Annotated in this window: 13 protein-coding genes, 1 tRNA gene and 2 pseudogenes; 8 read left to right on the plus strand and 8 right to left on the minus strand. The window is 69.6% G+C overall.

All coding sequences use genetic code 11. The annotated features are described in order from the left end of the window. Nucleotides 1–49: 49 nt before the first annotated feature. Entirely contained in the window at nucleotides 50–388 is a 339-nt protein-coding gene (wblA, locus tag GHR20_RS16760; RefSeq protein ID WP_181516243.1) for a transcriptional regulator WblA, read from the minus strand. 494 nt (nucleotides 389–882) lie between these two features. On the opposite strand from wblA, the gene GHR20_RS16770 reads away from it, so the two are divergent. Next, nucleotides 883–3,237 carry a transglycosylase domain-containing protein gene (locus tag GHR20_RS16770; protein ID WP_194858900.1) on the plus strand — a complete coding sequence of 785 codons (2,355 nt, stop codon included), beginning with the start codon at nucleotides 883–885 and terminating at the stop codon, nucleotides 3,235–3,237. A gap of 91 nt (nucleotides 3,238–3,328) precedes the next feature. Here GHR20_RS16770 and GHR20_RS16775 read toward each other — a convergent pair whose 3' ends face one another. Beyond that, the gene (locus tag GHR20_RS16775) at nucleotides 3,329–3,796 is read right to left on the minus strand and encodes a GatB/YqeY domain-containing protein (protein ID WP_148024532.1); all 468 of its coding nucleotides are present in this window, start codon (nucleotides 3,794–3,796) and stop codon (nucleotides 3,329–3,331) included. Between the two features lie 94 nt (nucleotides 3,797–3,890). On the opposite strand from GHR20_RS16775, the pseudogene GHR20_RS16780 reads away from it, so the two are divergent. From GHR20_RS16780 to GHR20_RS16790, 3 genes and pseudogenes are all read left to right on the plus strand, one after another. After that, nucleotides 3,891–4,816: pseudogene (locus GHR20_RS16780) on the plus strand (metallophosphoesterase). 99 nt (nucleotides 4,817–4,915) lie between these two features. Continuing rightward, nucleotides 4,916–5,644 (plus strand): Pr6Pr family membrane protein, encoded by a 729-nt coding sequence (locus GHR20_RS16785; RefSeq protein ID WP_153813609.1) that lies wholly within the window; start codon nucleotides 4,916–4,918, stop codon nucleotides 5,642–5,644. Nucleotides 5,645–5,711: 67 nt separating this feature from the next. Next, nucleotides 5,712–5,785 (plus strand) — tRNA-Pro (locus GHR20_RS16790). A gap of 235 nt (nucleotides 5,786–6,020) precedes the next feature. Here GHR20_RS16790 and GHR20_RS16795 read toward each other — a convergent pair. From GHR20_RS16795 to GHR20_RS16805, 4 genes are all read right to left on the minus strand, one after another. After that, the gene (locus GHR20_RS16795) at nucleotides 6,021–7,211 is read right to left on the minus strand and encodes a hypothetical protein (protein ID WP_153813610.1); all 1,191 of its coding nucleotides are present in this window, start codon (nucleotides 7,209–7,211) and stop codon (nucleotides 6,021–6,023) included. Between the two features lie 155 nt (nucleotides 7,212–7,366). After that, nucleotides 7,367–8,887 carry a LacI family DNA-binding transcriptional regulator gene (locus tag GHR20_RS16800; RefSeq protein ID WP_153813611.1) on the minus strand — a complete coding sequence of 507 codons (1,521 nt, stop codon included), beginning with the start codon at nucleotides 8,885–8,887 and terminating at the stop codon, nucleotides 7,367–7,369. 27 nt (nucleotides 8,888–8,914) lie between these two features. Further along, entirely contained in the window at nucleotides 8,915–9,289 is a 375-nt protein-coding gene (locus GHR20_RS37540) for a helix-turn-helix domain-containing protein (RefSeq protein WP_243878047.1), read from the minus strand. A 126-nt stretch (nucleotides 9,290–9,415) separates the two neighbouring features. Further along, nucleotides 9,416–9,934, minus strand: coding sequence for a helix-turn-helix transcriptional regulator (locus GHR20_RS16805; protein ID WP_243878048.1), 519 nt, complete (start codon nucleotides 9,932–9,934; stop codon nucleotides 9,416–9,418). Between the two features lie 476 nt (nucleotides 9,935–10,410). On the opposite strand from GHR20_RS16805, the gene GHR20_RS16810 reads away from it, so the two are divergent. The 4 genes and pseudogenes from GHR20_RS16810 to GHR20_RS16825 all read left to right on the plus strand — a co-directional run bounded on the left by GHR20_RS16810 (nucleotide 10,411) and on the right by GHR20_RS16825 (nucleotide 15,089). Beyond that, nucleotides 10,411–11,493 (plus strand): DUF3631 domain-containing protein, encoded by a 1,083-nt coding sequence (locus GHR20_RS16810; RefSeq protein WP_243878358.1) that lies wholly within the window; start codon nucleotides 10,411–10,413, stop codon nucleotides 11,491–11,493. Between the two features lie 190 nt (nucleotides 11,494–11,683). After that, nucleotides 11,684–12,607, plus strand: coding sequence for a DUF2637 domain-containing protein (locus GHR20_RS16815; RefSeq protein ID WP_153816013.1), 924 nt, complete (start codon nucleotides 11,684–11,686; stop codon nucleotides 12,605–12,607). A gap of 141 nt (nucleotides 12,608–12,748) precedes the next feature. Beyond that, a pseudogene (gene mobC / locus GHR20_RS16820) lies at nucleotides 12,749–13,389 on the plus strand (plasmid mobilization relaxosome protein MobC). Next, complete coding sequence (locus GHR20_RS16825; protein WP_153813613.1) at nucleotides 13,389–15,089, plus strand: mobilization protein; 1,701 nt, start codon at nucleotides 13,389–13,391, stop codon at nucleotides 15,087–15,089. Before mobC ends, GHR20_RS16825 begins: the two are co-directional and overlap by 1 nt. Here the strand turns inward: GHR20_RS16825 and GHR20_RS16830 are convergent, their stop codons facing one another. Next, entirely contained in the window at nucleotides 15,090–15,647 is a 558-nt protein-coding gene (locus tag GHR20_RS16830) for a flavoprotein (protein WP_153813614.1), read from the minus strand. It abuts the gene before it with no gap. Then, nucleotides 15,644–16,912, minus strand: a complete 1,269-nt coding sequence (locus tag GHR20_RS16835; RefSeq protein WP_153813615.1) for a helix-turn-helix transcriptional regulator — start codon at nucleotides 16,910–16,912, stop codon at nucleotides 15,644–15,646. The genes GHR20_RS16830 and GHR20_RS16835 overlap by 4 nt, the downstream gene beginning before the upstream one ends. Between the last annotated feature and the right edge of the window lie 109 nt (nucleotides 16,913–17,021).

Here is a 17,021-nt window from a genome sequence, read left to right on the forward strand (position 1 = left end):
GCCACCCTGGGCCCCTGCCCGGGGCCGGGCCGTGCCGGAGCCTGGGCCCTCAGCTCACGGCCGCGTAGTTCTCGTACACCTCGTCGCTGTCGAGGCGTACGAAGCCGGTGTCGCGCTCGTACTCCGAGCGGGCCGTCTCCAGCAGCCTGCGCCAGGAGGTGACGGTGGGCCGGCGGCGCAGCAGTGCGCGGCGCTCCCGCTCGGTCATGCCTCCCCACACGCCGAACTCGACGCGATTGTCCAGCGCGTCGGCCAGGCACTCGGTGCGTACCGGACATCCGGTGCACACCGCCTTGGCTCTGTTCTGCGCTGCTCCCTGCACGAACAGTTCATCCGGATCGGTAGTGCGGCAGGCAGCCTGCGCACTCCAGTCGGTTACCCAGCCCATACCGGCGCCGTCCTCTCCCGAATCGAGGCTCCCCCACGGCGGCAGCGGCATATTCACCGCAGCCAGTTGAGGACGTTACGGAAGGTGGGCACAGCGCAACACCCCCGTCGGGCCCAATCTTGAATGGCCCGAACGGACTATGGGTAAGCGGCAGATCACCCGCGGGAGTGAGCTGGCGACATATGCGGCCATCCCGGCAAACCAGGACAGTTACGGTGCGCCACAGCGGGCGCCAGGTGACACACGAGGCGCAATCGGGCACGTCTCGGGGCACGACACGGATGGTTCGCAACGATTCGGGACGCCGGACGAAGTGGTACGGGGCCGCACCGCTGTGACAGTTGGGAGCAGCTTAGGCCAAGGGCTGCGGACCTGTCCGGGAAATGGAAACGTAGCCAGGTCAGGCGGCACGCGGGGGCTCGCACCGGTCGCGGAACATCCCGAAGGCGGGCCGCTCCCGCAAAACGCTCAGGAGTACGGATTAGGCTGCCCCCATGCCAAAGAAGCGCTCGGGCGGTGGTCTGTCGCCGTTGCAGCAGGCCGCGAAGTTCCTCGGTGTCAGTGTGCTCGCGGGAGCCGTGATGGCCGGCATCGCACTGCCCGCGGCCGGCGCCCTGGGCCTCGCGGCCAAGGGCTCGGTCCAGAGCTTCGACGAGATCCCGGCCAACCTGAAGAGTCCCCAGCTCAGCCAGCGCACGACGATCCTGGACGCCAAGGGCGCGCAGATCGCGAGCGTGTACAGCAGGGACCGTACGGTGGTCGACCTCAAGGACATCTCGCCGTACATGCAGAAGGCGATCGTCGCGATCGAGGACTCGCGCTTCTACCAGCACGGCGCGATCGACCTCAAGGGCGTGCTGCGCGCCCTGAACAAGAACGCGCAGGAGGGCGGGGTCGCGCAGGGCGCCTCCACGCTCACCCAGCAGCTGGTGAAGAACTACTTCATCGAGGAGGCCGGCGACGACCCGACGAAGGTCGCCGAGGCCACCCAGCAGACCATGGGCCGCAAGGTCCGCGAGCTGAAGTACGCGATCCAGATCGAGGAGCAGCTCGGCAAGAAGAAGATCCTCGAGAACTATCTGAACATCACCTTCTTCGGTGAGCAGGCATACGGCGTGGAGGCCGCCTCCGAGCGGTACTTCTCCAAGCACGCCAAGGACCTCACCCTCCAGGAGTCCGCGCTGCTGGCCGGCATCGTGCAGTCCCCGAGCCGCTACGACCCGGTCAACGACGAGGCGGAGGCCACCAAGCGCCGCAACACCGTGCTCCAGCGCATGGCGGAGCTGGGCGACATCTCCCCGCAGGAGGCCGCCGAGGCCAAGCGCCAGCCGCTCGGCCTCAAGCCCAGCCAGCCCAAGAACGGCTGCATCACCGCCGTCCAGGGCGCCGGCTTCTTCTGCGACTACGTGCGCGAGGTCTTCCTCACCGACCCGGTCTTCGGCAAGACCAAGGAGGCGCGCGCGAAGCTGTGGAACCAGGGCGGTCTGACGATCCGTACGACGCTCGACCCGCAGGCCCAGCAGTCCGTGCAGAACTCCATCAAGGAGCACGTCTACAAGTCCGACCAGGTGGCGACGGCCGCGACGATCGTCGAGCCGGGCACCGGCAAGATCCTCGCCATGGGCCAGTCCCGGCCGTACGGCTTCGGCACGAACGAGACGCAGATCAACCTGTCGGTGAACCAGGGCATGGGCGGCGGCGCGGGCTACCAGCCCGGTTCGACGTTCAAGCCGATCGTCGCGGCGGCCGCGATCGAGGGCGGCAAGTCCCCGGGGCAGCAGTACTCCTCGCCGTACGAGATGCCGTACCCGAGCCCGGTGGCCGCCTGCAACGGCAAGACCTGGCGCAACGACCCGGCCAAGCCCGCCAAGCTGACCAACGAGAACGAGTCGGAGCACGGGCCGTACGGCATGAAGGAGGCGACCGCCAAGTCGGTCAACACCTACTACGTGCAGCTGATCAGCGACATCGGCATCTGCCCGGTGATCGACATGGCGAAGAAGATGGGCGTGGCGCGCGCGGACGGCCGCCAGATCGACCAGGCCCCCTCGATCGCGCTCGGCACCCAGGAGATGTCCCCGCTGACGATGGCGAGCGCGTACGCCACCTTCGCCTCGCGCGGCATGTACTGCACCCCGGTCTCCATCGAGTCGGTCACCCAGACGACCGGCAGCCGGGTGAAGTCCCTGCCGGTGCCGCGTTCGACCTGCTCGCGCGCGATGTCGGAGAAGACCGCGGACACCGTCAGCACGCTCCTGAAGGGCGTGGTCGAGGACGGCACCGGCCAGGAGGCCGGCCTCGGCGACCGCCCGAGCGCGGGCAAGACCGGTACGACGGACGAGCGCTTCGCCGCCTGGTTCGTCGGCTACACCCCGAACATGGCGGGCGCGGTCTGGGTCGGCGACCCGCAGCACCGGCGCCACATGGTCAACATCACCATCGGCGGCATCCCGCACGACAAGGTCTACGGCGGTGAGGTCCCCGGCCCGATCTGGCGCGACATGATGAACGGCGCCCTGGAGGGCAAGCCGACCGAGAACTTCAACCTGGTCGACATCCCGGACGACAACGGCTCCGGCGACAACCACCAGGGCCAGGGCCAGGGACAAGGCCAGGGCCAGGGCCAGGGTCAGGGGCGGGGCAACGGCGGTCAGCACGGCGGCGCCGACGGCGGCGGCCACGGACAGCTGATCGGCGGCCTGCTCGGCGGTCTGACCGGCGGCGCGAACGGCGGCGGCCCCGGCGACATCGGCGGCACGGTGCCGTCCGCGCCCGGCAACGTCATCCAGGGGCAGACGAACGGCGGGGCGAACGGCCGGGCGGTCGGAGGGACCGGCGGTCGCCGCTAGGTCTTCCGGACAGTACGACGATGGGGCCGCACTCTTTCCCGAGGGTGCGGCCCCATCGTCGTACTGTCGTACTGCCTTCCCGGTCCCGGGGTCAGCCCTGGAGGAGCTTCTTCACCGCGGCGGCGACGCGGCCGCCCTCGGCCCGGCCGGCCACCTTGGGGTTGACGATCTTCATGACGGCGCCCATGGCACGCGGCCCCTCGGCGCCCGACGCCTTGGCCTCCTCGACGGCCTGGGCGACGATCGTGTTCAGCTCGTCGTCGGACAGCTGCTGGGGCAGGTACTCGGCGAGCACCTCGCCCTCCGCCTTCTCCCGCTCGGCCGACTCGGCGCGGCCGCCCTGCGCGAAGGCGTCGGCCGCCTCGCGGCGCTTCTTCGCCTCGCGGGTGATCACCTTGAGGACCTCGTCGTCGGACAGTTCCCGCTTCGCCTTGCCCGCGACCTCCTCGTTGGTGATGGCGGAGAGGGTCAGCCGGAGCGTCGAGGAGCGGAGCTCGTTGCGCTCCTTGATCGCGGCGTTGAGGTCGTCCTGGAGCTTCGACTTGAGCGTGGTGGTCATGTGGTCGATTGTCTCAGGTGCGGGGCGGGCGGTGCCTGCCGATTTAGCGGGCGGCCGGTCCCGGGTGGCGCCCGCGGTCTGACACGATGGTCATATGCGCGCGCGATACGGAATTCCCCTGGGAATCATGGCGGCAGGCGCCGCCGGTCTGGCGTACTCGGTGGGCTTCGAGGCCCGCTCCTTCCGCCTGCGACGGGTGACCGTCCCCGTCCTGCCGCCGGGCATGCATCCGCTGCGCGTGCTCCAGGTCTCCGACATCCACATGGTCGGCGGCCAGCGCAAGAAGCAGCGGTGGCTGCGCTCGCTGGCGGGCCTGCGCCCGGACTTCGTGATCAACACGGGCGACAACCTGTCGGACCCGGAGGGCGTGCCGGAGGTGCTGGACGCGCTGGGCCCGCTGATGGAGTTCCCGGGGGCGTACGTCTTCGGCTCCAACGACTACTACGGCCCCAAACTCCGCAACCCCGCCCGCTACTTGCTGGAGAAGACCAGCGGCCGCCACGGTCTGAACGGCAACGCGCCGGCGGTCGGCGCGATCCACAACCCGTGGGAGGGCCTGCGGGACGGCTTCGACGAGGCGGGCTGGGTGAACCTGACCAACACCCGCGGCGCCCTGAAGATCGACGGCGTGTCGATCGAGCTGACCGGCCTGGACGACCCGCACATCAAGCGCGACCGCTACGCCAAGGTGGCCGGCGGGCCGACGGAGTCGTACGACTTCTCGCTCGGCGTGGTCCACGCCCCCTACCTGCGCGTCCTGGACGCCTTCACGGCGGACGACTACCCGCTGATCCTGGCCGGCCACACGCACGGCGGGCAGCTGTGCATCCCCTTCTACGGCGCCCTGGTCACCAACTGCGACCTGGACACCGACCGGGTGAAGGGCCTGTCCACGCACACGGCGCAGGGCCGTACCTCCTACCTGCACGTCTCGGCGGGCTGCGGCACCAACCGCTACACCCCGGTGCGCTTCGCGTGCCCCCGGAGGCGACGCTGCTGACGCTGGTGCCGAGGTCGTGACCGGCCTGGTGACCTGCCTGGCTCCCTGGCGACGCACCCGGTAACCCGCCTGGCGTAGCCCACATGGCCCTCACGCGCTCCCCTTCCTAGCGTGAGGGCATGACCGCCCAGATACCCAGGGAGATCCCGGGCCTGCCCCCGGTCCCGGCGTCCCCCCTGCTCCCGCGTTCCGCCGCGCCGGCCAGGGCGGTACCGGCCCCGTGGCACCGCCCCTGGGCCGCGGCGTACCGCCTGCTGACGGCGCTGCTCGCGGCGGCGGGCGTGGCCCTCGCCGTCCTGCGGAGCACCCCGGCGCACGCGCTGAGCTACTTCGGTGTGCAGGCGGCCGCGATCCTGGCCCTGACCATGCTCCTGTCGGCGTCCCGCGCGTGGCGCGCCCGCCGGGACCCGCACTCCTGGCTGTGCGGCGCGGCACTGCTGTACGCCCTGGTCTCCGCGCTGACCTACCACCTGCTGCTGGCCGGGACCCCGTTCTCCATGACGGCGTCCACGACGCCCCCGGAGCGCTGGCACACGCAGTGGATCACCCTCCAGCTCCTGTACACGGTGGCTCCCGCGGCGGCCCTGCTGGACTGGCTGTGCCTGACCCCGGCACCCCGGCTGCACCTGCCCCAGGCCACGACCTGGCTCCTCTACCCCCTGGCCTACCTGGCCTTCACCCTCGCCCGCGGCACCCCGTACCTCTACTCCTTCCTGAACCCCGCCGCCCACGGCTACCGCCACACCCTGGCCAACGCCCTCCTCCTGGGCCTGGCGACCTACGCCCTGGCCGCCGCCCTCGTGGCCCTGGACCACGCCCGCCCGACCCCGATCAGCCGCCGCCTGTGAACCGGATTTCGTTTCCTGGCCCCCGGTGGGCTAAAGTAAACGACGTCGCCGCGACAAGCAGTGACACCGGGGTGTAGCGCAGCTTGGCAGCGCGCTTCGTTCGGGACGAAGAGGTCGTGGGTTCAAATCCCGCCACCCCGACAGCCGTAACACCAGGTCAGGGGCCTGATCCGCTTTGCGGGTCGGGCCCCTGAGTGGTTTCCGAGGTCGTCTTGGGAGCCGTTTGGGAGCCGACTTCGGGATTCGGCCCCCAAACAGCTGCCCCGCTCCGTCATGTCAGCCGCCTCGACCAGGCGGCACCGATCTGCTTCGCTGCAAGCCAGCTCTATACCGCGCCTCCGACCTACCAGCCGTCATGACGAAGTGCGCTTGCGCATCACCGCCGGTCCGCGCCACGAAGGATGTCGACAAGATCAGCAGGAGTGGGAATCCGTCCCCTGAGGAAGATGACCGCGCCAAATGTAACGACAAAGCCGAGCAGCGGCCCCAAGGCGTCAGAGGGGATCCCGAAGGAGACCGCCGCAGCCATCGCAGCGACGACCCCAGCGCCGAGAGCGAGGAGCCGTAGGTACTCACCTTGAGTCGCCGAGACGTCTGGGTCTAGACGGTCGTCATCGAGAAGCTGGCCGAGCCGGCCCTCCGCGTATCGCTCCGCGATAATCACTAGCATTACGGCCATTTCCCTTGATGCCTCGGCTGGGTCGGCGTCCTGCCGAGCCTCAGCGGCCCGTAGTGCGCCGACCACTTGCGCAGCATGCGACTTAAGGGCTCTGCGGTGTTGACTGCTGATGTCCACGAGGCCGAACGTGCTGTGCCAAACAGATTCCGGCGCGGGATAGCGCGTCTTGTACGCCCGCCAGATGACTCGTTCGGCAGACCGCATCGAGACCCTCGGGACTCCAGCTACACCAGTCCCCTGCAACCACTGCTGATGTGCACGACTACACCGTGCGGCTGACACCAGCAGCACCACGACTGGCAGAAAGCCGCCCCGCTCTGCCCACTTCCTCTCCCGTCGCTCGCGTTCCTGCTTCGCTCGTTCGCTTTCAGGAAACGAAAGGCTGACGCCACGCACGGCCAAAAACACTGTGACGACGAGGAACAGCGACAGCGCGACCCGCAATCCGAAAGCAAGGCTGGGCGGGCTGTCCCGCATGTGCCCGAGCAACGTCGCGGCAGACGCCACCTTGCTTGCTGTCCATCGCAGCGCGTCGACCATCCCGTTCAGGAGAGAACCGCCCGTGACGGCGAGGGCCACCACCACCCATAGGGTCAGCATCATCGGCACCTGCGCCAGGAAGCCCTGCCACCACAGCAACACACACTGAGGAGCCAGTCCCTTCAAGTCGTCCGGAACACGGCCGCTTGTGACCGGAACAACCATCGCACGGGTGTGTTCCATGAAGATCGAGGCTCGCTCCTGCGCGAAGGCGTCCCGTCGCCTGCGAACCCGCTCTATGGTCTGCTGCCGCAAGGGTGGCCATACGTTCCGGCGCCACAACTCCCAAACATAGAGAAGCAGTAGGACACCCACGAGCGCGGTCGTCCCCTTCAGCACGGTAATCATGACGAGAGTCTTGCTGACCCCACTGACATCACGCACGGAGCAGACGACACACCGGGGAGGGGCTGGCTATAAGGAATCCGACGTGGACGCCGAGGACCCCGGCTGTATCCCAACCGGGGTCCTCATTCGTCATCGGCACGCTCGAATGGCGGCTGCTACTGCTGGGGCACTCCCCCGCGCACCCGTAGAAGTCCATCGAGCACGCTAACTGGCGACGACGGGCACATCGACAGCCGAGCGTCGAGCGCAGCTCCCCATTGCTCTGTCAAGCCGACCATGAGCCTCCGGCGCATGCCAGGAGTCACGTGGGCATAACGAGCCGAGACCGAGCCGTCGAGGTGGCCCATGCGTTCGTCCATGAGGACCTTCTCGGTTCCCAGGTCCTCCATCATCGTGCGATGGGCATGGCGCAGGCCGTGCGGGGTGAGGCCCTTGGCGATCGGGATCCAGCAGGAGTCGGCCCGCTCGCTGGCGCCGCGCCCCCGCGCCGGCACTCCTGGCCACGGCTCACCGAGCAAGGGAACGGGCCGCGCCTCCTGCGGGGCCTTCTTCGGGTACCAGCCGGAGACCGCCGGGGTGAACAGCCAGGTGGCGAAGCCGTTTCGGCGCCAGTGGGAAGCGTGCTCCGGCAACGCTCCCCCTCGTACGAACCCGAGGTCCGCGATGGCCTGCTTCACCTTCGCTCGGGTGGCTTCGGTGACGCGGTTGGGGTGGTTGAGAACGTTGGACACCGTGCCCGTGGAGACTCCGGCGCGGCGCGCGACGTCGACGAGCTTGGCGCCCTGGTGGCCACCGGTGCGAGCCGCTCCCTGCCCTCGGAATAGGTAGGTCCTCCCGTGACACGGGCACGGCGTGGGTTTCGTACGGGCGATGTGGTTGGCCACCAGCGCCGACAACCAGTCCATCGAGTCGATGGTGCGGTAGCTGTCGTCCTTGGGCGGACAGCGCACCAGCTCGCCCGTGTCGAGTTCGTACAGCTGCCATTCGACGCGGATAGCCCCAGGTCGGGCGAACTCGGTTTCCAGGCCGACGATTTCGCCCCAGCGCATGCCGGTGTACCCCTTGAGGGCCACGGCGACGAACTCGTCGTCGCGGCCGGAGAGCAGGGCGGCCCTCTCGGCGGTCAGCAGGATGCCGAGCGCGTCGGTGACGACCTTCTCGGGACCACGGTCGCGGGAGCGGCCGGCGCGCTTGCCGCGTCCGCGTCGCCTGGCGGCCGGGTTTGACGTGATCAGGCCCTCGTCGATCGCGTCCTCGAAGATGAGGTGGAGCGTCGAGCGCCAGGTCTTGACGCTGGAGGCCGCGTAGGCGGCCTTCTCCTTCTTCTCCCAGAGGTCGACGTCCGTGCGCAGGATGCCGGAGAGCGCCTTGTGCTCGAAGTCGGGAAGCAGGTGCTCCTCGATGTGCCGCTTGTAGTTCTGCATGGTCGAGGCGGCCAGGTCTTGGCCCTCGTACCAGCGGTTGGCGTACTCGCCGAAGGTCTCCTGGCCGAGCGCCGGGTCGCGCCAGTCGCCGCGCCGGTACTTGTTCTCGGCCTCGCTCGCGGCGCGCTGGGCCTCGCCCTTGGTGGCGAACCTGATCGCCTTGCCCGTCTCGTCGACGACCGTGAGGTGCTTGCCGGGCGCGGTCTTGTATCGGCCGCGCCAGTAGTTTCCGCGCTTCTCCGCGAAACCCACGTGTTCCTCCCCTTCCTCGTCGTCGCCCTAAGCCGCGGTGCCGAACTGGCTCTGGCGTGCTCGGCGTGGTGGCCGGGCGCGCAGGGAGGCCGTGGGCACGGCAGACGGAGGAGAGAGCTTGCGGGTTGGCGACTTGGGAGCGGAGGCAGTTGTCAGCTGCTGCCGCGCGGAGGCGGGGCGTGCCTCGTGCATGCGGATGATCTCCGCGAGGTGCTCGCCGGTGAAGCGGTAGGCGCGGCCGACGCGAGTGAACGGGATGAGGCGTCGACGGGCGCGGTCCTTGACCCACCAGGCGGAGCAGCCGAGGACGGCGGCGACCTCCTCTGGGACGTACAGGCGCGGGAGAGCGACCTCCGAGTGCGAAGTCGGCGCGGAGGCAGGGAGTATCGCGGATTGACGCAAGGTATGAGTCCTCTTCTGGCAGGCGTGGTGCGGCAACACCGGCCCGCCGGTCGATCGCTAGGGATGTGGTGAGGTGTCCGCGCTGGGGGTTTGCGGGCCCAGGACGGGGTGAATGAGGGTCGGCGGCTACGCCTCGCCTGAGGAGCCGGTGTCCTCGCGCTGCTCGGCGGACGACGGTCCGTACGACTCCAGCAGATGCTTGGTAGCTACCTCGGCCATGGCGTTGGAGACCATCACGTCCGCTTCCGCGCGGATGTCGGGGTGTTCAGCGAGGTACACGTCCAGGGCGTCACGCGCCTGGGTGAAGGCGGCGTTTGCGCGCTGGGTCCCGCGGTACGCGTCCACGATGGCGTCGATGAGTTCCATCGCGCGAGCTTGGGCGGCGAGTTGCGGGGGGCCGACGAGGTTGCGCAGGTCGATGCCGAAGACCTCGGCGAAGCCGATGGCCTCGTCGAGGTTGATGCGGCGCTTGCCGTTCTCGATGCGCCAGACCGCCGACGGGTTCATGTCGAAGCCGGCCTCGTTCAGGCGGTCGGACAGAGCGTTGGTGCTCCAGCCGTGCGCCTCGCGCTCGAGCTTGATGCGCACCGCGACGTTCGCCTCACCGCTGAGCAGCACGCCCTGCGGGGCGTCTTCGTCTGCCACGGCCACCTCCTTCCGTTCGTAGCGAGTCACTGCCGTATGCAGCGACCTGCCCACAATAACATCTTCCTGCATCATGCATAGGGCTTCTGCAATCGGCAATTCGTGTGGCATGCTGATAGCCCCGCCCCCACCAGCACTAGAAGTCCCCGCGTAGCACCACATGCAAAAAGCCCCCGGCTGTCACCGGGGCCAAGCGCAAACCTCTCAACCGCCATCCCTAGCGATCGACCCGCGTGGCCGGGATTGCCGTCCCATATGGCCCGCGAGCAGAGGAGCTGAAGCCCAGTATGACCGAACCCCACACGAATGCGCCATCCCTCCAGGCCGACGGCACGCTGGCCGACGCAACCGGCCAGCCGACCCACACAGCGCCACCCGCAGACGCGGCCCGCGACGACGAGCTCGAAGTCGTGCCCGCGTCCGAGGGGGCTCAGATACTGGATGACCTGCGGGCCCGGATCAAGCAGTTCGTCGTGATGCCGAGCGAAGAGGCCCTCACCGCGGTAACCCTTTGGGTGGCGGCCACCCATCTGCAGCCCGCGTGGCAGCACGCGCCGCGCCTGGCGGTGGTCGGCCCGGCCAAGCGGTGCGGCAAGTCGCGGCTGCTCGACGTGGTGACCGAGACCGTGCACGCACCGCTGATCACGGTCAACGCCAGCCCTGCGGCGATCTTCCGCTCGATCACCGCCGAGGATCCGCCCACGCTCCTGGTCGACGAGGCCGACACGCTGTTCGGCACCGCCAAGTCGGCTGAGCGCAACGAGGACCTGCGCGGCCTGCTGAACGCCGGCCACCAGCGCAACCGGCCCACCTTGCGTGTCACCGGCCCTGAACACACACCGGTCGCCTTCCCGACCTTCGCCATGGCCGCCCTGGCGGGCATCGGTGACCTCCCCGACACGATCATGGATCGGTCGGTGGTCATCCGGATGCGCCGCCGAGCACCCGGCGAAACCGTCGCGGCGTTCCGCACAGGGCGTGACACCCCCGCCCTGCACGCCGTACGCGACCGCCTGACCGCCTGGCTCCAGCCCCGGCACATCGAGGCGATGGACGCCGAGCCGGGCATGCCGGTAGAGGACCGCGCCGCCGACACCTGGGAGCCCTTGGTGATCGTCGCCGACCTCGCCGGAGGCGACTGGCCCATGCTGGCCCGAACGGCCTGCCGGGTGATGACCGCCCACGAGTCGGGCAAGGACGCGGACACAGGGCTGCGCACCCGCATCCTGATCGACATCCGCCGGGTCTTCACCGCCGAGCGCAACCCTGCCGCGCTGCGCACGAGCCGTCTACTCGAAGAGCTCAACAGCGACGAGGAAGCGCCATGGGCCGAGTACGGCTCTACCGGGCTGACCTCGCGCCGCCTCGGGATTCTGCTGGAGGGCTACGGCATCCGCCCGGGCAATCACCGGTTCCCCGGCGGTGGCCAGGCCAAGGGCTATGCCCGAAACCAGTTCCTCGACGCCTGGGCCCGCTACTGCCCCGCACCGGCAGCCGAAACGGCGAATCCAGCCGAGCCCGGCGAGGCCGCAGGCTCCGCCACCAGCACCGCAGCCTGACCCGGCTCGACCCGTCACACCCGTCCCCGCGCAGGTCAGCGCGGGGACGGGTGATCAGCCCGCAACGGGTCAACCCGACATCGTCATGCCTCTCGTACCTGCCCTGACCAGGCACGCAACGGGTGGTACGAGTCACCGCACCTCACAGCGGCCCCTTCCTCCTGCGCCCGTGAGCGCCGCCCAACACCACATGGAGTGCTTCCGCTTGACTCCTCGCACTGCCGTCACCGCACCCTCCGCCATACCGGGCAGTTCCGCGATCCGCTTCGGCATCGCCCTGCTCGGCGCCATCGGCTTCGCCCTCTCCTACGACGCACTCCGTCAGATGGCCGTCGCCATCCACATCTGCGGAATGCTCACCTACGCCTTCCCGCTCGTGATCGACGGGTTCATCGCCATCGGCGTCGGCGCCCTGCTCATCCTGCGCACCGCACCGCTGCTCTCGCGCCTCTACGTGTGGGCACTCGTCGGACTGGCCACCGCCACGAGCATCTGGGCCAACGCCCTGCACGCGGTCCGCCTCAACCAACAAACCCGCCCGGACGGACTGCACCTGGACGACATCACCGTCGGCGTCCTGTCCGCCATCGCTCCGCTCGCCCTGGCCGGCGCCGTCCATCTCTACATCGTGATCCGCCGCCGTCCGACCCCTGGCGCCCGGGAAGTGGGCGCCGTCGTACGCCACACTTCTGCCGACCACAGCCACGACGTCACCGATGGCGCCCGAACCGCCGCCCCCGTCGAAGAGGCCCTCGATCGCCCGGACCCACTCGCTCTCGAAGTGACAGACGGCCACATCGACGTGGCTCGGGTTTCCGCCGACGTGGCGCAGGGCGCCGCCAACGCGCCGAAGCTCCCACAGCCTTCTGCCAAGCCGGAAGTCCAGAAGCTCCGCACGGTGTCCAACGAACTCCTCGCCATCGCCCGCAGCGCGCCGCTAGGGCGCGGCGGCCGCGCCTCACGCCGCCACATCGAGGATGCGATCCGCGGCGAGGGCCTCACCATCGGCAAGGCCGAGGCAGAGACGATCAAGAAAGCCCTGCAGGCCGAACTCGACGAGGCCGCCACTCAGGAGCAGACCGAGCCGGCCAAGGTCCCTGCTGGCGCCTTCTGAGCCTGCGACCGCTCCCGTCGCCCTCCCACTCGACTCGCACCACCCGTCCCTGCGCAGGTCAGCGCAGGGACGGGTGCTCGACCCGCAACGAGTCCACTCGACATCACCCCGCACCACCAACGCTCCATGGAGAACCTCCCCATGCACGACCCGCACGACGAACTCCCCACCACCCAGCAGGCGATGACGACCATGGCTACCCAGCCAGCAAGGTATGCCGTTGGACCGTCCAAGGGCCGGTCCAACGAGGCAGCCTCCGCCCCGGGGGTGGCGGAGGCCCTCGGGCACCAGGAGGTGCCCGAGGGGAACAGCCCGTCGACACCGCCGCCGTTCCGCTGACGCGAGCCGCCGACGCCGCCGCGCTGCACCGCGTCGCCCGACGCCGCCAGCGCAAAGACACCCAGCGCAAGGAGCGTGTCGACGTGCGCTACAGCGTCGACGAGAAGGCCGACATCCTCCGCACGGCCAGGTCGCTGAACATCACCGGCGCCCACTACGTCGGTGCCGTCGTCATGGCCCACGTCCACGGCGACCTCGCCCTGCCCGGCCAGCGCACCCTGATCGACGACTACATCGACGAGCTGACCGCCCTCCGTGGCGAGGTCGCCAAGATCGGCCACAACATCAACCAGATCGCCAGGAAGCTCAACTCTGGTGGCCCTTCACACCCTGGGGACCCCGCCCTCTTGAGCCAGGTCGACCGCACCCTGGACATGGTCAGCGCCACCGTCCGCCACATCGCGGCAGCCACAAACCAGGCAGCCGCCAAGAAGACGGCCTGATGATCGCGAACATCCGAAGCGGCAAGGAAACCGCCGGCCTCATCCGGTACCTGTTCGACACGAAGAGGGCCAAGGACCACACAGACCCGCATCTGGTCGCCTCCTGGGACGGCTTCGCCCCCGACCCAGGCCGATCCGAGGACGTCGACGCCACAAGGAACCTCTTGGTGGCGGACCTGGACCTGCACGTCAAGCAGGCCACACGGCTCGGCCGCGCTCCCGAGCGACACGTGTGGCACTGCTCGGTACGCGCCGCACCCGAAGACCGCATCCTCAGCGACGAGGAGTGGGCCGACATCGCCCGCCGGATCGTCGCCGCCACCGGCATCGCGCCGGAAGGCGACCCGGACGGCTGCCGCTGGGTCGCCGTCCGCCACGCCCCCGACCACATCCACATCGCCGCCACCAAAGTCCGCCGCGACCTGCGCACCGCCCGCCACTGGAACGACTACGTCACCGCCGACCGCGAACTCGTCTCCATCGAGAAGGAATACGGCCTGCGGCAAGTCGTACGCGGTGACCGCACCGCCGCGAAGCGCTCGACCCGCGCCGAGCAGGAAAAGGCCCACCGCCAAGGCCAGCAGAAGCCCGCCCGAGAACGTCTGCGCTCCACTGTCCGCACCGCAGTAGCCGCTGCCACCAGCACCGAGGAGTTCGTACACCTGCTGAGCCACGTCGACGGAGTGCTCGTCGAGGTCGTGTACTTCCCCTCCGGCGACGTACGCGGCTACAAGGTCGCCTGCGAAGACACCACCACCGCCGGCAACGAGCCCGTCTGGTTCTCGGGCTCCGAACTCGCCCCGGACCTGTCCTTCCCCAAGATCCGCGAGCGCCTCGAAGCCACCGCCACGCAGCCCATCGATCAGCCGGGCCGACGCAGGCCCAACCCCTGGCACCAGGCCACTGCGGCCACCGAGCGCATCCCCCACCACCTCGACCAGGCCGACGATGAAGCCGCCCAGGCCCACCTCGCCGCATTCGGCGAAGCCCTGGACGCCCTCCCCCTCCTCGCACCCACACCCATCCGCTCTCAGCTCCGAGAGGCGGCCATCAAATTCGAGCGCGCCACCCGCTCGCGCATCCGAGCCGAACACAACCATGCCCGCGCCCTGCGCGGCGCCGTACGAGCCATGCTCCGCGAGACGGCCCCCAGGGACGGAGCTGCCCTGGCGATGTTCCTCGACGCCGCGATCCTCGTCGTCATCGCCGCCACCCGCTGGCACCAGCTCCGCCACCACGATCAGCAAGTCGCAGCCGCCCATCAGGCCGTCATCCACCTCCAGGCGGCCTACGACCAGGTGGCTGCCGCGCCCCTGGCCGCCCTGGCCCAGCGCCGACCGCCGCAGCAGGCGGTCGAGCGGCACGTCCACGTCATCCGACGGTCCGTGCCCGAACACGCGGAGCAGGTGCTGAAGGACGCGGCCTTTGACGCCCTCGCTGCCACACTCGCCGAGGCCGAGGCCGCAGGACACGACCCCGAGCAACTCCTCCAGCAGGCAGCCGGCCAGCGCGCCCTGGACGATGCTCGCCACCCGGCACGGGTCCTGACCTGGCGCGTCCAGCGTCTCACCGCAAGGCCGGCGCCGAGCGCACGCGCCCGTGCAGCGCAGGCCCGCAGCGCAGCGTGGCGCCCTGACGAACCCATACGGACGGCAACGGCTGCCCCGTCCTCGCAGACGCCGCGCGTTCGACGCCGCTGATCACACCCGCTGGGGCAGCTTGGGGGTGAGCAGCTCCAGCGCTTCCTCCCAGCGGTAGCGGTCGGCCCCACCGCCGGCCTTCGGTCGGTGAGGCTCGTACGAGCCGATCAGGATGCCCATTTCGCGCAGGCGGTCGAGGCTCTGCCCGTACGCGGGGTGGGCGGCCTGGGCCGAGTTGACGTACGGCAGGACGGCGGTGGGGATGCCGAAGCCGTGCGCCTCGCACAGGATGCCCAGGGCGAGCGTGTCGGATATCCCCGCCGCCCACTTGTTGACCGTGTTGAAGGTGGCCGGAGCCACCGCGATGGCGTCGGCGGGCGGCAGCGGGCGCGGATCACCGGGGGAGCGCCACGCCGAGCGGATCGGATAGCCGGTCTGGGTCTCGATGGCCGTCGCGTCCAAAAAGCCCAGTCCCTGCGGGGTGGCGACGACGCCGACATCCCAGTCCGCCTCCTGCGCGGCAGTGATCAGCTTGCCGACGTCGCCGGCGACTCCGGCCGCGCACACCACGACGTACAGGAACGGCTTCTTGGTCTGCTGGTCCGGCTGGTCGCTCACGCGGGGACTCCCAGTTGACGGCTGAAGTGGTGCAGTGCGGGCAGGGTACGGCGACGGTCGCGGGCGGCCATGTCGGCGACCAGCTCCCGGACAGCAGGGCGGCGGATGTCCTGGGCCGCGCAGCTCTCGGCGATGCGCAGCGCCTGGTAGCCGTCGGCGAGACGGCCCTGCTGGCTGTAGGCGCGGGCGGCGTCGACCCACAGGGCGGCACGGCGCTCGGGGACCGGGATGTGCCGGCGCATGAGCGGCCGGGCTGCTTCCAGGGCGATGCCTGCGTCACCGAAGGAGACAGCCGCGCTGACCTGGTGGAGGGCGACGTTGGTGGGGCTGAAGTTCGCCCAGGCATCGGGCCGGTCGAAAGCGACGTAGCGAGCGACCTCCCGGGCTTCCGTGAGGAAGTCCTCGGTGGTGTCGCGGTCGCCATTTCTGCTGGCTGCGGTCGCCCCGCGGAGCAGCAGCAGGCCGACCGCTGCCAGGTAGCGCGGCGACCGCTGGTCGTAGGCGCCGGTGAGCTGGTCGGCGGTGTGGCGGATGATGTTCACCGCTTGTGGGGTGTGCTTCTCGCGGATGAGGACGTGAGCGTGAACGCGGACGCTGGCGGCGAGGACAACGGGGTCCCCGGACCGCTCCGCCTCGGCCATGGCGCGACCGGCCGCGAGCCAGGCGTTGCCCTGATCGGCTCGCTTCAGTAAGAGGCTCACTGACGTCTGGTACGCGGTCGCGAGCAACCCGGACGCCTCGGCCGTGCCGGATGAGCCGCCGACTACATGGCGCAGGTCGGCGATCAGCCCCGGCAGGGTCCGCTCCAGCTCCGTGTAGTCGCACGTGCAGAACAGCCGCCGTACGGTCCGTGTCCGATCACGCAGCCCGTTGATGTCCAAGGCTTGGCCCGTGGCCGTTGGGCTCGCGCCGGGCAACAAGACCCGAACCAGGTCGTGATGCGTCGCGGCGGGCGAAGTCGGAACCGCGAGCGCGGCGACGCCTGCGGCAAGAAGGGTACGGCGGTGCATGTCCTCTGCCTCAAGGTCCGAGGTCGTGTTCGGCGCGGCAGCGAGGCCAAGGTGGTGCAACGGGATGTTCAGCGCCTGCGCGACCTCGCGCAGCATGCGGACATCGTCGGTACCCCGGCCACTCTCCAGGCGGCTCACCTTCGACTGGTGATACCCCAGTGTGGAGGCGACGTCTTTCTGCGAGCGCCGCTGTAACACGCGCGCCCGACGGATGACTTCGCCGATCCGTCTCGCCTCGTTCTGCGTCTCGGCCATCTGTGCCACGGCTCCTCCTGCCGCCGCCGATCCTGCCCGTTCAACCGAGCGTAGCCGAGGGGCGATTGACCGTGATGCAGCTCCTGCATAAGTGATGCAGCCCCGGCAC

The organism is Streptomyces sp. SUK 48 (assembly GCF_009650765.1).
In the GTDB taxonomy this organism is placed as follows: domain Bacteria; phylum Actinomycetota; class Actinomycetes; order Streptomycetales; family Streptomycetaceae; genus Streptomyces.

Excerpts from the sequence above, each read along its gene's own strand:
- wblA (WP_181516243.1), bottom strand. The coding sequence starts at position 388 with ATGGGCTGGGTAACCGACTGGAGTGCGCAGGCTGCCTGCCGCACTACC.
- GHR20_RS16770 (WP_194858900.1), top strand. The coding sequence starts at position 883 with ATGCCAAAGAAGCGCTCGGGCGGTGGTCTGTCGCCGTTGCAGCAGGCC.
- GHR20_RS16775 (WP_148024532.1), bottom strand. The coding sequence starts at position 3,796 with ATGACCACCACGCTCAAGTCGAAGCTCCAGGACGACCTCAACGCCGCG.
- GHR20_RS16785 (WP_153813609.1), top strand. The coding sequence starts at position 4,916 with ATGACCGCCCAGATACCCAGGGAGATCCCGGGCCTGCCCCCGGTCCCG.
- GHR20_RS16795 (WP_153813610.1), bottom strand. The coding sequence starts at position 7,211 with ATGATTACCGTGCTGAAGGGGACGACCGCGCTCGTGGGTGTCCTACTG.
- GHR20_RS16810 (WP_243878358.1), top strand. The coding sequence starts at position 10,411 with ATGCCGAGCGAAGAGGCCCTCACCGCGGTAACCCTTTGGGTGGCGGCC.
- GHR20_RS16815 (WP_153816013.1), top strand. The coding sequence starts at position 11,684 with ATGGAGTGCTTCCGCTTGACTCCTCGCACTGCCGTCACCGCACCCTCC.
- GHR20_RS16825 (WP_153813613.1), top strand. The coding sequence starts at position 13,389 with ATGATCGCGAACATCCGAAGCGGCAAGGAAACCGCCGGCCTCATCCGG.
- GHR20_RS16835 (WP_153813615.1), bottom strand. The coding sequence starts at position 16,912 with ATGGCCGAGACGCAGAACGAGGCGAGACGGATCGGCGAAGTCATCCGT.